The sequence below is a fragment of the Amylibacter sp. IMCC11727 genome (assembly GCF_029854195.1).
In the GTDB taxonomy this organism is placed as follows: domain Bacteria; phylum Pseudomonadota; class Alphaproteobacteria; order Rhodobacterales; family Rhodobacteraceae; genus Amylibacter.
Genome location: NZ_CP122960.1, coordinates 2,890,418 through 2,904,266, shown reverse-complemented (window position 1 = coordinate 2,904,266; position 13,849 = coordinate 2,890,418). Strand labels below are relative to the sequence as shown.

Below are 13,849 nucleotides of genomic sequence, written 5' to 3'. Positions count from 1 at the left end.
CTTTCATCATGATCTACCGTTTAGGCAGAAGAATGCCAAGAAAAAGTGTTTATTGGGGCAAATTTTAAGGATAAACCCCTAACTGAGGTAGCGAAAACAACAACAGGCGACAGCGCAGATGGCAAAAATTGCCTATATCCTTTTGTGTCACAAAGACCCCGAAGCCATCATCCAGCAGGCCGAAGGCCTGACGTCTGTGGGGGATTGCATATCCATTCACTTTGATGCCAGCGCAGATAAGGCTGCCTATGCGCAGATCACAAAGGCTTTGGCGGACAATCCAAATGTGACCTTCGCCAAACGCGTGAGTTGCGGTTGGGGGGAATGGTCGCTGGTGCAAGGGTCGATCAATGCGATGCAAGCGGCCAATGATGCCTTTCCAGACGCCACACATTTTTACATGGTGTCCGGCGATTGTATGGCGATCAAGCCAGCCACCTATACCCATCGGTTTTTGGATGAAAACGACGTTGACTTCATCGAAAACAACGACTTTTTCGAAAGCGATTGGATTAAAACGGGTATGAAAGAGGATCGGTTGTATTACCGTCACTTTTTCAATGAACGCCAAAACAAGGCGTTGTTTTACAATTCGTATAAGCTGCAAAAATCGCTGGGGATCAAACGTGATGTGCCCAAGGGCATGAGCATCAAAATCGGGTCTCAGTGGTGGTGTTTGCGCCGCCGTACGGTTGAAGCCGTGTTGCGGTTTGTAAAAGAGCGCAAAGACGTGGTGAAATTTTTCAAAACCACGTGGATTCCAGATGAAACGTTTTTCCAAACGGTGGTTTTGCATCTTGTCCCCAAGGACGAAGTGATTAACCGCACGCTGACGTTTTTGATGTTCACAGATTATGGGATGCCTGTGACGTTCTTTAACGATCAATATGATTTCCTGTTGAGCCAAGACAGCCTGTTTGCGCGTAAAATCTCGCCCGAGGCGCATGATTTGAAGGACAAGCTGGGGCGGCTCTATGCGGGGGGGGATATTGATTTGAATATCACCAACGAAGGCCGCACCTTGCATAAATTCCTGACCACGCGGGGGCGCGAAGGGCGGCGGTTTGCAACGCGGTTTTGGGAGCGCGAAAGCACCATCGGACGCGAGCGCGAATTGCTGATCCTTGTATGTAAGAAATGGCATGTGGCAAAGCGGTTTGTACATGCCGCCGAAGAGGTGACAGGCGTGCGCGGCTATGCCTATTTGTTTGACGAACAGGACACGGCGATGCCTGACATGGGGGGCATTGAAAAGACACTGGAAAAACGGGCGCGCCACAGGCGGGCGGTGATGCGGCTTTTGTTTGAACGGTCTTTCACAGATCGTTTGATGATCTGTGCGGACCCATCCAATGTGGAGTTGTTGGAGGATTTCTATTCTGACCGCTGCACCACAAAGATGTTGGAACTGGCCTGTACGTTTGATGACGACTATTTGCGCGGCCATGCGATCCGCACAGGGCTTGCGGGGCCTACCGCGTCTGAGGATACGATCAAACGGGTGGTGCCGACCATCCGCATGGATTTCGCTTATGAAAGCAATGCCGTGCGCGATCGGAATTACCCGAACTTTTACAGCATTTCGGATCGCAATGAGCCCGAAGAAAACACGATGCAGATTTCTGCATTTATGGACATAACTGAAGATAAGGCGCGCGAGATTGCGCATACGCCTTATTTGTTTGCAGATTAGGATCAGCCCATGGCGTATGACTACGACGATCAAAATATTTTTGCCAAAATCCTGCGCGGTGAAGTCCCCAACACAACGGTGATGGAAACCGATCACTGTTTGGCTTTTCGCGATATCCAACCTGCGCGACCAGAACATGTTTTGGTGATCCCAAAGGGACCGTATGTGAATTACGACCATTTCGCGCGTGAAGCATCGGACGCCGAGATCGTTGATTTCACGCGTACCATCGGCAAAGTTTGTGATGCCATTGGGGTGAGCCCTGATACGGGGGATGGATACCGTATGATTTCAAATGCGGGGGAGCATGGCGTGCAAGAGGTGCCCCATTTGCATGTGCATATCTTAGGGGGTGCGAGCGCTGGGCGCATGGTTGAACGCGGTTAATCGCAACACATAGCCGTGTTATGCCTGTGTGCGCTGTCGCACAGGGGGAGGGGCGTCGCCCCTCTGGGCCGTTGGCCCATTCACCCGAGGATATTTTTGGACAAAAGAAGAAATGGACCGCGTGTGACGCGGCGAAACAGACTTGCAAAGCGCATATTTAGCTGAGAATAAGGGGGCGTGATTTAACGGAGTTTTGGATATGAGCACGCAAGCCCCAGAGACCAAAGAAGTAGACAGTTATCGCATTCATTGTGATGGTGGTGAGGGTGGGCACCCGCGCGTTTGGTTGCAAATTCCAATGGAGCATGGCTGGGTTGAATGCCCTTATTGCGACTGCAAGTTTGTGGTCAAAGAAGGCGCTGACGCAGGGCATTGATCCCGCGATCTGCGCTTTGGTGTTCCAACAAAGCCGCCACAGATAATTTCCGTTTCGCACCCTTTTGAAACCGTTTAGGCTTTTCCTGAATTGGTGACTTCAGAGGTTTGTGTGATTTCAATTTCAGACAGTATTGCAGCGATTTGTGCGGGCTTGCCGGTGGCAAAGGCCCCTGTGGCGCGGCGTGGTAATGTGCTGGATGGATTGGCGCGAGCGGAGGTTGAAATCCGTTCAGCCGCCATGGCGGTTTTGGTGGACCGTTTGAAACCAGATGCGTCGGAGGACTTGCTATCGCGTTTGCGCGCTTTGGCAGGGGAAAACCCCCTGCTTGATGCGGATTGGGCGGATTTGGATAGGGCGATATCGGTGCAGAAAGCATCGTTGGCCGCGACAGTGCAGATGCGAAACCCACGTGCTGCAAAAACAGCAGGGCATGTGTTTGAAGCGGATTTGGCGCGGTTGCAAGCGGGCCAAATGGATCGGCACGCGTTGACTGCGTTGTTTCGGCGGGTTTCGAATGCACCGTTTCCAGATGGGTTTGCAGATGCAAATGGTGTTTATTCGCAAGCCATGTATCATTATTTCATGGATGATCTGGATGCTGGCTGGGCATTGATCGCGCGGCATTTGGATATGGTGAGTGCGAACAGGTCGCTTGCGATTTTGGCGGCGCAATATGTGCAAATGATTGGGTTGGGGACGGCGCGGGACTGGGACGTGATTGATACAGCGGCGCGTGAAATGGGGCCTGTTGGGTATGTCAATTTTCGCGATACGTTTGAGCTGGTGGACTTGGCGGATTTGGCGCAGGCATTGGAGCCGTCTATTGCGGTAGACCCGAAAGGTGCGCTGCGAATTTTGGGTATGATCCTACGCCAGTTGCCGTTTGCGCAGGACTTACGCGACACGGATCAGGATAAAATACATGGGCTGATAAGTCTGATCTTGCCGCACCAATCCGTGGCGGCAAAGGCCATCTGCGACGCGGCGGATGCGCGGGGTTTCGTGGCTGTCGACCCTGCAAGCGATGCGGATATCGTGGTTCATCAGGCGGGCCAAATGCGCAAAGGAGCGCTGTTGGCCTTGGCGGACAGCGCGCAGATCAGCTCGCGTGCTAAGGACGTATTTGCAGACGCGGCAGATGCTGATGGCGGGTTGATTACCATCGGTGCGCACGGGCCAAGTGTGGGGGCAATGTGGTATCTGTCAAACTTGGCGGGGTTTATGAACGGCACCGTTGTGACCAGCCTTGTGGCACGGTTTACGGGGCCATCCAATGTGCGCCGAACATGGGTGTCTGAAGAGTTGGCGCAACTGGGCGCGGCGTTTCCAGTGTTGCAACGCAAGGCCATGTCACAGGCGCTGCAAGTGGCGCGGGCGGCGGATGCGCTGGGGCCCGGCAAGGCGTTGGACATTGATTTTGATGGATTGACAGCGCCCGGTGAAAAGGCGGTTGTGCCGTGGTTCCTGCGTCCGTTTTACGTCAAAACCTTTCCGTTGTTTCTGGCGTTGAGTAAAGGCAGCCACGTGGCGGCGCGGTTCGCTTGGCTGGATAGGGACGGTGTGGCGCGGTTTGATTTGGAGAGGGTCGCCCCCCCGCCCAACGAAGGGTCGCTGGAAATTCGGGCCATTTGGTATGCGCAGCGTGTTGCACGAACCCTATTAAGGGCAACAAAAGAAAAGGGCGCGCCGCTGTCCGCAGGGCGATTGTCAAAGTACGGTGGTTGCCCCGAACCGCGCGATTTCATGCCATTAGAGGCGTGGAAAGAAGATGCAGATGTTCGTGGGTCGATCATCGCTTTTTTGGCGGAAAAGGACGATAGGTCGGATGCGCTGTGCGTTGGCGACCAGTCGCTTTCTTTGCAAGAATTGCGTGCGTATAGCTTGAAAATGGCAGCCGTGGTGCAGCATTTTCAAACCAACAAACCTGCCCATTTTGGAAAGGATCGTCGCTTTTTGGATCAGCATCGCGTTATGCTGATTTTACCCAAAGGGGCCGCCATGTTGTGCGGGTCTGCGGGGGTGATTGCGTCGCAATCCATGCTGTGTGCTGTGGAAAATGATTTGCCAGCACAGGCCATGGCAACGCGGGTACAATCGTTTGATCCTGATCTGGTGATCGCCACGGCGGACAGTTGGAGCAAGATAAAACCACTGTTGGATCGCACAAAAGCCTTTGAGGTTTTGATCGTCGATGGGGGTGGTGGGCGCGATGCGTTGGCAGAGCTGACCGATGGGTTTGATGCGCCAATGTCTTTGCCAAAGTTCCTACCTGAAATGGTCGGGTTGCTGGTGTTCACCTCGGGCAGTACGGGGGCGCCAAAAGGGGTGGTCTTGCCATATTGCGTGTTGGATCGGGCGCGGAATTATTATGCGCTGTCAGGAGCAAAACAGGGTGAGCGGTATTATTATGTATATCGTTGGGATTGCCCCGGTGTGATGGATTTTCTTGCAGGATTGTCGGTGGGTGCGCGCATTGTGCAGCCAACTGATGAGGCGTCGCGCGATACCTTTGCGCTGTTGGAATGGATGGCGCAAACAGGTGTTTCTGTGATGTCAGCGCCAACGACGAAATGGCGATCCGTAGTGTTTGGCAAAGCTATTGGGGCAGTGGGTGCGCCAAAGCTGCGCCATATTGGATATTGGGGTGAGCCCGTTTCCGCAGCCGTGGTCAAAGCGGCACGAAAGCATTTTCCAAGGGCCGAACAGGCGATGAATTATGGGGCGACGGAAACGAATTTTTATTCCGCTTATGACACGATTTCCGATCTGGAAGAGGATCACTGGAATGGCAGCCCAGGGGGTCGAATTGTTGAAGGTGTTCCGTTTGACGTTGTTGGGGAAGACGGTGTTTTGCAAACGGGGGACATGCGCAAAGGGGTGGCACGTGTGTCTGGGCCACGCGTGGCGTTTGGGTATATCGCTGATATGGCGCAGGAAAACCCTGTGATTGATCCGCTTGCGCCTCGTTCCTTTGATGGGGGGGATATCCTGCAATGGGATCGGGCCAGCGGTAAAATCGAAATTTTCGGGCGCGTGGATTCCGAGATTAACCTTGGTGCGCGGCGGTTTTCGTTGCTGGAAATCGAGCATGTTGCGGGGCTTGTAAAAGGGGTGACAGGGACAGCGGCGTTTGTGCAAACGGTTGATGGCGCGTCCGTTGTTTTGCTGGCGGTCGAAAGCGCCCGTTTGGATGACGGCGCGTTGCGCGAAGAAATCAGCGCCCGTATTTCAGAGAAAATCAGCACATCGGCGCGACCGAAGAAAATTGCGATTGTGGATCAGTTTAAAAAGTTGCCGAGCGAAAAACTTGATCGCGGGTTTCTGTTGCAGCAGCTGGAAGCTGGTTTGGACACGGATGCTGTGGTGGAGGTTGCCGCGCCTGATGATTTAACCGCCGTGGAAACAGTGATCGGGCAATGGGCGCTGGATCGGGGGTTGATTGCGGATTGGCATGGGTTTGAACAAACGATCCCCGAATTTTCATCGCTGGAAGTGATGGAAATATTCTTGACCGTTGAAGCGGTGACAGGTCAACGCGCAAATGCAGCGGCCTTTCAAAAGGATACACCGATGACGTGGCGCAGGTTTGCTGCCGAATTAATTGGCTAATTCTGGGTCTTTTGGAAACTGTGTTGGCAGGGGAATCCATGCGGTTCCACATTTATAGGTTTGGCCCGGGACAGGGGCATCTGGATAGCGTTCTGCGAATAGTGTGGACAGATCGGTGCTGCCCCAAATGCGAAGGCGTTTTCCCGAAGACGTAATTGCAACCCCTGTGATGGAGCGCACAGTCACACCGCGCGAAAAAACGTTGATATTGGCGGATTCGCCATCTTCGCATTCAATTAGGCCTTCGCCTTTTTCAAGGCGGTCATCATAGCTCCATGTGCCTTTGCATACCACGCCTGTGGTGGTTTCGCCGTAAAGTGTGCCGTTTTGCCAGCCCCGTGTGGTTCCTTTGATCAAGGTTTCGCCTTCGTTGATACAGCCGACGAAATGGGCGCAGTTGTTTTCGCCATTTTCCTGAAATGTGCAGGAATCTTGGGCGCTGAGCGGTGCAGAGGCCGAGAAACACAAAATGGCTATCGCAAAGGCTTTGGCGTTCATTTAGGTTGGTCCTGACATCTTGGAATTCTTGTAAAGGTAAGCACGTGGCAAGCATCGGTAAAGGGCATCATCTGCATTTAATTGACGGGTCTGGGTTTATCTTTCGAGCCTATCACGCGCTTCCTCCGCTTACACGAAAGTCCGATGGCCTCCCCGTCGGTGCGGTGTCTGGGTTTTGCAATATGTTGTATAAATTCGTGGAAGATAACAAAGGCCACGATGCGCCGACCCATTGTGCGGTGATCTTTGATGCCAAAGGGAAAACGTTTCGGTCTGACATTTATCCAGAGTATAAGGCGAACCGTCCCCCAGCGCCTGAGGATTTGGTTCCGCAATTTCCCCTGACCCGCGATGCAACGCGCGCGTTTAATCTGGCGTGTATCGAAGAAGAGGGATTTGAGGCGGATGATATTATTGCGACCTTGGCCGTGAAGGCACGTGATGCTGGGGCGCGTGTGACGATTATCAGTTCGGACAAGGATTTGATGCAGCTGGTGGGCGGTGGCATTGAAATGCTGGATGCCATGAAGAACAAGCGCATTGGTGTTGAGGAAGTAGAAGAGAAGTTCGGCGTGGGGCCTGAGCGGGTGATTGATGTGCAATCGCTGGCGGGGGACAGCGTGGACAATGTGCCAGGGGCGCCAGGGATTGGGATCAAGACGGCGGCTTTGTTGATTAACGAATATGGTGATCTTGATACTTTGTTGGCGCGGGCTGAGGAAATTAAACAGCCCAAGCGGCGGCAGACCTTGATTGATTATGCGGATCAAATTCGCATCAGCCGTGATTTGGTGACGTTGAAGCAAGATATGGATTTGGACATCAATCTGGCGGAAATGGATGTGCGCGAGCCTGTGGCGGAAGATGTGCTGGGGTTTCTGGCGGAGATGGAGTTTCGCACGCTGACCACGCGGATTGCCAGCAAGTTGGGGGTGGAACCGCCCACGATTGTAGAGCCAGAAGTGTTGGGTGCGGCCCCTGTGCCTGCGTCGGCCACGGCGGGATTTGATGCCGAGAAATATGAATGCGTGCGCGATGCTGCCGCCTTGCAGGTTTGGATTGATCGTATTCGGGAACGGGGCTGGGTTGCGGTTGATACGGAAACCACTGGGCTGAACGAAATGGTCGTTGATGTGGTGGGGATTTGCCTTTGCGTGGAGGCGGGCGAAGCCTGTTACATTCCACTGGCCCATAAGGATGGCGAAGGCGATTTGTTTGGCGGTGCCGCATTGGCCGAGGGGCAGATGGATGCGAGCGAAGCGCTTTCCATGCTCAAGGACGTTTTGGAAGATGATGCGATTATCAAGATCGGTCAGAACATGAAGTATGATCTGAAGATTTTCCGCCGTCAGGGGATCGAGGTCGCGCCGATTGATGACACGATGCTGCTGTCTTATGCGCTGCATGGTGGGATGCACAATCATGGGATGGATGCGCTGAGCGAGCGATATCTGGATCACAAACCAATCAGCATTAAGACGCTGCTGGGGACGGGGAAATCTGCTAAAACGTTTGATATGGTGCCCATTGACGAGGCGGTGAAATATGCGGCTGAGGATGCGGATATCACGCTGCGCCTGTGGCAGATGTTTAAGCCACAGCTGCATACCACGAAAGTGACCAAGGTTTATGAGACGCTGGAGCGGCCGTTGGTGCCCGTTCTCGCGACAATGGAAATGCACGGGATCAAGGTGGATCGCGATGTGTTGAGCCGCATGTCGAACAATTTCGCGCAGAAAATGGCTGGGCTGGAGGATGAAATTCATCAACTGGCGGGGCGGTCATTTAATGTGGGGTCGCCCAAGCAGCTTGGCGAAATTCTGTTTGACGAGATGGGGTTGCAGGGGGGCAAGAAAGGCAAGACAGGGGCTTATTCCACGGGTGTCGATGTGCTGGAGGATTTGGCGGCAGAGGGCAATGATTTGCCTGCCCGCGTGCTTGACTGGCGGCAGATGAGCAAGCTGAAATCCACCTATACGGATGCGCTGCAGAACCACATCAATGCGGATACGGGGCGGGTTCATACGTCTTATCATATTGCGGGGGCGAGCACGGGGCGGTTGGCCTCGACTGATCCGAATTTGCAGAATATTCCTATTCGATCCGAAGAGGGACGCAAAATTCGCGAAGCGTTCGTGGCAGAGGAGGGGAATGTGCTGGTGGCGCTCGATTATTCCCAGATTGAGCTGCGGATTTTGGCGCATATTGCGAAGATACCCGAATTGCAGCAGGCTTTTGCGGATGGGATTGATATTCACGCGCTGACCGCATCAGAGATGTTTGATGTGCCGCTGGATGAGATGACGCCAGATGTGCGCCGTCAGGCCAAAGCGATTAACTTTGGGGTGATTTACGGGATTTCAGGGTTCGGTCTGGCGCGGAATCTGCGGATACCGCGTAAGGATGCGCAAGGGTTCATTGATCGTTATTTTGAACGCTTCCCAGGCATTCGAACCTATATGGATGATACGGTGGCATTCGCGAAGGCACACGGGTTTGTGCAGACGCTGTTTGGGCGCAAAATCCACACGCCGAACATTGACGCGAAGGGGCCGCAGGCTGGGTTTTCCAAGCGGGCGGCGATCAACGCGCCGATCCAAGGGACAGCAGCGGATGTTATTCGCCGCGCGATGATCCGAATGCCCGATGCGATTGCGCATCTGCCCGCGCGAATGCTGTTGCAGGTGCATGACGAACTGTTGTTCGAAGTTCCAGAGGCAGCGGTTGATGAAACGATTTCAGTGGTGAAAGCCGTGATGGAAGGGGCGGCGATGCCCGCCGTTGAGATTGATGTGCCGCTGATTGTGGATGCGGGACAGGGGGCGAACTGGGCGGAAGCGCACTAAACGCAAACAAGCCGCTTCCGGTGAAGCGGCCTGATTGATTTTCCTTAGGTTTTTGCGTGCATTGATCGGCGGCGTTGGCCCATTGCGCGGCCGTCACGGATGCTGAGGGCCATTAGGGTCAAATTGGTTGCACCTGCGACCAGTTCAACGACTTGCAGTGTGTAGAAAGTTGTGTCGAAGCTGCCAGCGCTGGCTTTGGATTCCAGAAAAAATGCGAGCGGTAGCAGGATCAACAGGCCGTTGGCCGCGATGATCGGCATTCTTTTCTTTTTGGCACGGGCTGGCGCATCTTTGCGGCGGCTGCCCATTTTCATTCCAGACGCGCCAACGATGGCCATTGAGGGCAAGAGTATGAACATGCCGTACAGAACCATCTGTTTTACAGCGGCCACTGTTTCATAACTGGCAAAGAGTTCGCTGATAGCGGTAGAGGTCCAAAAGGTGAGGATTGTTAGAAACCCAATGACGCCAGCGATTGGGTGAATTTTTCCAAGCATGAGGAGACTCCTATTCGCGGCTTAGGCTGTGCAAAGATTGTCGATTGCCAATTTTGTAAAAAGGTGCGGGCGAGTTACTGCGCTTGGCGGATATTGCCCGATGCGGCGCTGGAATTCTGGGTTTGTGAAGGCCGCGCGAAAGGACGCGACGTCTTGCCAAATGGCGTAGTTCATAAAGGTAGAGCTGCCTGCAATTCCCTTGTGAAGCTGGGTCGAAACATAACCGGGTTGTTCTTTCATAAAGTGTGCATCGTGGGTCCAGGCGGTGACGAGCGCGTCTTCTTCGGCAGCATCCACCGTGAAAATATTGACCAAAACGACCGGCCCTTCTTCGGATTGCAGTTGATCGGCAAGGGCGACGATGGGGTCGAGTTCTTGAAGTTTTGACATGGTTTTAGCCTTTCGATTCTTATTAACATAGCAAGCTATATAATATTGCATAGCAAGCTATACAAGTGTAAATCTCTGACATGACTTTTGATAAAGATTCCTCTGCTGGATACCTTGTGAACCACATGGCGCGATTGTTCGCCAAAGGATTGCAAGATCGCATCGCCCCGTTGGGTATTGTTATTGGCCAATTTCCGATCTTGTTGGAACTTTGGGAAAAGGATGGTGTGTCACAACGCGACCTTTTGGTTCGTCTTGATATTGAGCAAGCCACGTTGGCAAACACGCTTAATCGTATGGAGCGGGATGGTTTGATAAAGCGAACCAAGGACGAAGCGGATGCGAGGGTGCAAAAAATCTGGCTGACCGCGAAAGCGGTCGAGATCAAAGCGCAGGCGTATCAATCCGCAAACGATCAAAACGCTGTGGCGTTGGCAGATTTGGACGCCGCCGAACGGGAGCTTTTCCTCAGCCTAACACGGCGGGTTATAGGGGCTATGAGGTCAGATTAGCCCGACAGGTGTCACCCCCACATCGTCGCCTTCGCGCGATCCACATAGGCATCGTCGTAGGCTTTGCCGTCGAAATCCTCTCTCATTTCTTTCAGTAAATCACCTGCGGTGGGTACGACCAATGTTTCATCTGTACCATTCCAGAGGCCTGAGCGCAGGATGGCTTTGGCGCATTGGAAGTAGAGTTCTTTGACCGTGAAGACGATGACGGTTTTGGGGTGCATGCCTTTTTGCTCAAAGCTGTGACATAGATCGGCGTCAGCGGTGAGTTTGGCGGTGCCGTTCACGCGCACCACGTTCTTTTCGCCGGGGATCAGGAACATCAGCGAGACACGCGGATCGCGCACAATGTTGCGCAAATTGTCGAGCCGGTTGTTGCCGCGCCAGTCGGGCATCAGGATGGTTTTTTCGTCTGCGATGCGCACTACGGGCCCATCATCGCCGCGCGGGGTGGCGTCTGTGCCTTCTGGCCCGACGGTGGAGAGGATGCAAAATCGAGAAGCCTCGATCCATTTGCGATAGTTGGGCGTGATGACGGGGGTGACTTTGGTCAGCGAGGCGGGGGCCGCATCGTCGTAAAGCGCTTCGAGGGCGGGGATTGAATCGATGGTTTGCATGGTGGCAGCGTTGCACGCAGGCGATGGGCTGGCAACTCAGTTTACGTTAACCGTTTTCGATATCATTCAGATTTACGCCCAGCATACGCATGTTGCGTTGCACCGTGTCTTCGATCACTTGGTCAAGGTGATCTGAGTCAAGTCGCGCACCCGATTGGGCAAGATCAGCCGCGCCGTGGATCGCGGACCAGATGTAGCGGTTGTCTGCGATGTTAGGTTCGTGATCTAGCAGGCCGACACGGTGCAAATCCTTGCCAAGCTCCATACCCACATCAAACGGCGTGTAGCGTTTGAGTTCGGGATCTTGCATCAATTCATCGCGGCACATCATGCCAACGCGGCCAAACATCATGTGCCACAGCGCGTTGTTTTCATGGGCGTACATAATATAGGCGCGACAGGTGGCGCGGCAGCGGGCGATGGCTTCGGCCTTGGATTTTGCGATGGCGCCTTCGGGGCGAATGGTGATGAACCGTTCACGCAAATCAAAAAAGGCGAGTTTTACGATTTCAGCGAGCAGTGCGTCTTTGTCCGCGAAATGGCGATAAACTGCCCCAGAAGACACACCCAAATCGCGGGCCGCTTGGCGCAGTGACATCACTTCGATGTGGCCATCCTTTGCGGCCTGCAAAGCATAGTCAATCAACGCATCGCGTAGATCGCCGCGTTTGAGTTTAAGAACCTCTCCCATGGGCCCTTTGTAAGCACCCGTCACTTTGCGGTCAACGCTTGCGTTACGGAAAGTTGGTTTTTGGTCTGGACAAGTTACGTATCAGTGCAATGAATGGGATGAACCAATTGGGAGTTTAGAATGGCACATGTAGGTCTTGTGGGTATCGGCGTGATGGGGCGTGAATTTGCGCTGAACTTGGCTGAAGAAGGCCATTCGGTCAGCCTGTTGGATCGCACTTTGGCAAAATCCGAGGCTGTTGTTGACGCGGGGGCAGATTTGGCAGGGGATTTGCTGGCCTGTAGGGATGCCGAAGCATTTGTGCAAAGCCTGCCATCCCCCCGATCAGTGCTTGTTTTGGTGCCTTCGGGCGGGCCGCTGGACAGTGTGATCGAAATGCTGTCGCCCCTGCTTGAAAAAAGGGATTTGATCGCGGATTTGGGCAATTCGTATTACAAAGAAACCGAGCGCCGTGTGACAGAGCTCGAAGCCAAGGGCCTGCTGTTCCTTGGCATGGGAATTTCTGGCGGTGCGGAAGGTGCGCGGCATGGTCCCGCGATTATGGCTGGCGGGTCCGAAGAAAGCTGGGCACGGGTCAAAGCCCCTTTGCAGGATGCGTCAGCAAAATTCGAAGACGATCCCTGCTGTGATTGGTTTGGTCCTGGAGGATCAGGGCATTTCATTAAAATGCTGCACAACGGGATTGAATACGCCGATATGCAGATGATTGCAGAGGCCTATGGTTTGATGCGCGATGGCTGGGGTATGGACGCGGCGGCCATTGGGGATGTGTTTGCCAAATGGATGAATGGGCCGCTCAATTCCTATCTGATTGAGATTGCAGCAGAAGTGGCGCGGGCCGATGACCCCAAAACGGGCAAGGCAATGCTCGACATGATTTTGGATAAGGCTGGGCAGAAAGGCACAGGGCGATGGTCTGTGATCGAAGCACTGCATCTGGGAGCGCCGATTGGAATGGTCCAAGCGGCCGTAGAAGCGCGAAATGTATCGGCAGATATCGAAGGCCGCCGCCAAGGTGCGGCGGCGTTTGGCGCGGTGCAGCAGGGGGATTTGGGCGCACAAGACGCTGGGACTGCTGCATTGGAACAAGCGATGATCGCTGCGAAAGTCTGCGCCTATACCCAAGGGTTTGAAGTGCTGCGCCGTGCATCCGAAGCGTTTGAGTGGTGCCTTGATCTGGCAGCCATTGCGCGGGTCTGGCGGGCGGGGTGTATCATCCGTTCGGTGCTGCTCGATGATATGTCGGATGCTTTCGCTCAAGACGGGGCGCGGCGTTTGTTCTTTGCGCCCAAATTCGAGACCCTGATGAAAGACAATGCTGAAGCATTACAAAGTGTGGTGGGCATGGCGGTGACGGCCCGCATCGAAGTGCCTGCGTTGTTTGCCGCCCTGTCGTATTTCAATGCCAGCCGCACAGAACGATCCACGGCGAATATGATCCAAGGGCTGCGGGATCGATTTGGGGCGCATACGTTTGAGCGTGTGGATGCCGTTGGCGAGAAGGTGAATGGGCCTTGGCATGATTGATACAGTCGTGCGTTAGGCGGCGATCGGTTTTGGATATTTAGACCAAGAAAAAGGCGCGGCGTTGGTTTGCGACCTGTGGGTCGTTTTTTGGCGCGACCGAATCGATGTTGCAGTGTGAGGTGACCACACGGCTCCTTATTTTTGGGCACATTTTGACACATCGAACACCACATAAACGCGGGCGCGCAGCGCCTGGGCATGGG

General features: G+C 54.0%; 12 protein-coding genes. 7 read left to right on the top strand and 5 right to left on the bottom strand.

Annotation, left to right across the window (positions count from 1 at the left end):
- Positions 1-118: 118 nt before the first annotated feature.
- The 4 genes from QBD29_RS14615 (at position 119) to QBD29_RS14600 (ending at position 6,068) form a co-directional block, all read left to right on the top strand.
- Positions 119-1,693, top strand: a complete 1,575-nt coding sequence (locus QBD29_RS14615; protein ID WP_280098819.1) for a DUF5928 domain-containing protein — start codon at positions 119-121, stop codon at positions 1,691-1,693.
- 9 nt (positions 1,694-1,702) lie between these two features.
- Positions 1,703-2,080 (top strand): HIT domain-containing protein, encoded by a 378-nt coding sequence (locus tag QBD29_RS14610; RefSeq protein WP_280098818.1) that lies wholly within the window; start codon positions 1,703-1,705, stop codon positions 2,078-2,080.
- 199 nt (positions 2,081-2,279) lie between these two features.
- Entirely contained in the window at positions 2,280-2,456 is a 177-nt protein-coding gene (locus QBD29_RS14605) for a zinc-finger domain-containing protein (protein WP_280098817.1), read from the top strand.
- A gap of 111 nt (positions 2,457-2,567) precedes the next feature.
- Entirely contained in the window at positions 2,568-6,068 is a 3,501-nt protein-coding gene (locus tag QBD29_RS14600) for a class I adenylate-forming enzyme family protein (protein ID WP_280098816.1), read from the top strand.
- Here the strand turns inward: QBD29_RS14600 and QBD29_RS14595 are convergent.
- Positions 6,057-6,566, bottom strand: coding sequence for a hypothetical protein (locus QBD29_RS14595; protein WP_280098815.1), 510 nt, complete (start codon positions 6,564-6,566; stop codon positions 6,057-6,059). The genes QBD29_RS14600 and QBD29_RS14595 overlap by 12 nt on opposite strands.
- A gap of 44 nt (positions 6,567-6,610) precedes the next feature.
- Between QBD29_RS14595 and polA the strand changes: the two genes are divergently transcribed.
- The gene (polA, locus tag QBD29_RS14590; protein WP_280098814.1) at positions 6,611-9,412 is read left to right on the top strand and encodes a DNA polymerase I; all 2,802 of its coding nucleotides are present in this window, start codon (positions 6,611-6,613) and stop codon (positions 9,410-9,412) included.
- A 44-nt stretch (positions 9,413-9,456) separates the two neighbouring features.
- Here the strand turns inward: polA and QBD29_RS14585 are convergent, their stop codons facing one another.
- Together QBD29_RS14585 and QBD29_RS14580 are read right to left on the bottom strand one after the other, a co-directional pair.
- Entirely contained in the window at positions 9,457-9,909 is a 453-nt protein-coding gene (locus QBD29_RS14585) for a hypothetical protein (RefSeq protein ID WP_280098813.1), read from the bottom strand.
- 21 nt (positions 9,910-9,930) lie between these two features.
- Positions 9,931-10,299, bottom strand: a complete 369-nt coding sequence (locus tag QBD29_RS14580; protein WP_280098812.1) for an antibiotic biosynthesis monooxygenase — start codon at positions 10,297-10,299, stop codon at positions 9,931-9,933.
- 80 nt (positions 10,300-10,379) lie between these two features.
- Here QBD29_RS14580 and QBD29_RS14575 point away from each other — a divergent pair, with 80 nt between their 5' ends.
- Positions 10,380-10,811, top strand: coding sequence for a MarR family transcriptional regulator (locus QBD29_RS14575; protein ID WP_280098811.1), 432 nt, complete (start codon positions 10,380-10,382; stop codon positions 10,809-10,811).
- A gap of 11 nt (positions 10,812-10,822) precedes the next feature.
- Here QBD29_RS14575 and QBD29_RS14570 read toward each other — a convergent pair whose 3' ends face one another.
- Both QBD29_RS14570 and QBD29_RS14565 read right to left on the bottom strand, forming a co-directional pair.
- Positions 10,823-11,428, bottom strand: a complete 606-nt coding sequence (locus QBD29_RS14570; protein WP_280098810.1) for a pyridoxamine 5'-phosphate oxidase family protein — start codon at positions 11,426-11,428, stop codon at positions 10,823-10,825.
- Positions 11,429-11,474: 46 nt separating this feature from the next.
- Entirely contained in the window at positions 11,475-12,119 is a 645-nt protein-coding gene (locus QBD29_RS14565; RefSeq protein ID WP_280098809.1) for a TetR/AcrR family transcriptional regulator, read from the bottom strand.
- Positions 12,120-12,239: 120 nt separating this feature from the next.
- Between QBD29_RS14565 and gndA the strand changes: the two genes are divergently transcribed.
- Positions 12,240-13,646 (top strand): NADP-dependent phosphogluconate dehydrogenase, encoded by a 1,407-nt coding sequence (gene gndA / locus QBD29_RS14560; protein WP_280098808.1) that lies wholly within the window; start codon positions 12,240-12,242, stop codon positions 13,644-13,646.
- Positions 13,647-13,849: the final 203 nt, after the last annotated feature.

What these genes read in the sequence shown, in the direction of transcription:
- QBD29_RS14615 (WP_280098819.1), top strand. Translation starts at nt 119, where the DNA reads ATGGCAAAAATTGCCTATATCCTTTTGTGTCACAAAGACCCCGAAGCC.
- QBD29_RS14610 (WP_280098818.1), top strand. Translation starts at nt 1,703, where the DNA reads ATGGCGTATGACTACGACGATCAAAATATTTTTGCCAAAATCCTGCGC.
- QBD29_RS14605 (WP_280098817.1), top strand. Translation starts at nt 2,280, where the DNA reads ATGAGCACGCAAGCCCCAGAGACCAAAGAAGTAGACAGTTATCGCATT.
- QBD29_RS14595 (WP_280098815.1), bottom strand. Translation starts at nt 6,566, where the DNA reads ATGAACGCCAAAGCCTTTGCGATAGCCATTTTGTGTTTCTCGGCCTCT.
- QBD29_RS14585 (WP_280098813.1), bottom strand. Translation starts at nt 9,909, where the DNA reads ATGCTTGGAAAAATTCACCCAATCGCTGGCGTCATTGGGTTTCTAACA.
- QBD29_RS14580 (WP_280098812.1), bottom strand. Translation starts at nt 10,299, where the DNA reads ATGTCAAAACTTCAAGAACTCGACCCCATCGTCGCCCTTGCCGATCAA.
- QBD29_RS14575 (WP_280098811.1), top strand. Translation starts at nt 10,380, where the DNA reads ATGACTTTTGATAAAGATTCCTCTGCTGGATACCTTGTGAACCACATG.
- QBD29_RS14570 (WP_280098810.1), bottom strand. Translation starts at nt 11,428, where the DNA reads ATGCAAACCATCGATTCAATCCCCGCCCTCGAAGCGCTTTACGACGAT.
- QBD29_RS14565 (WP_280098809.1), bottom strand. Translation starts at nt 12,119, where the DNA reads ATGGGAGAGGTTCTTAAACTCAAACGCGGCGATCTACGCGATGCGTTG.
- gndA (WP_280098808.1), top strand. Translation starts at nt 12,240, where the DNA reads ATGGCACATGTAGGTCTTGTGGGTATCGGCGTGATGGGGCGTGAATTT.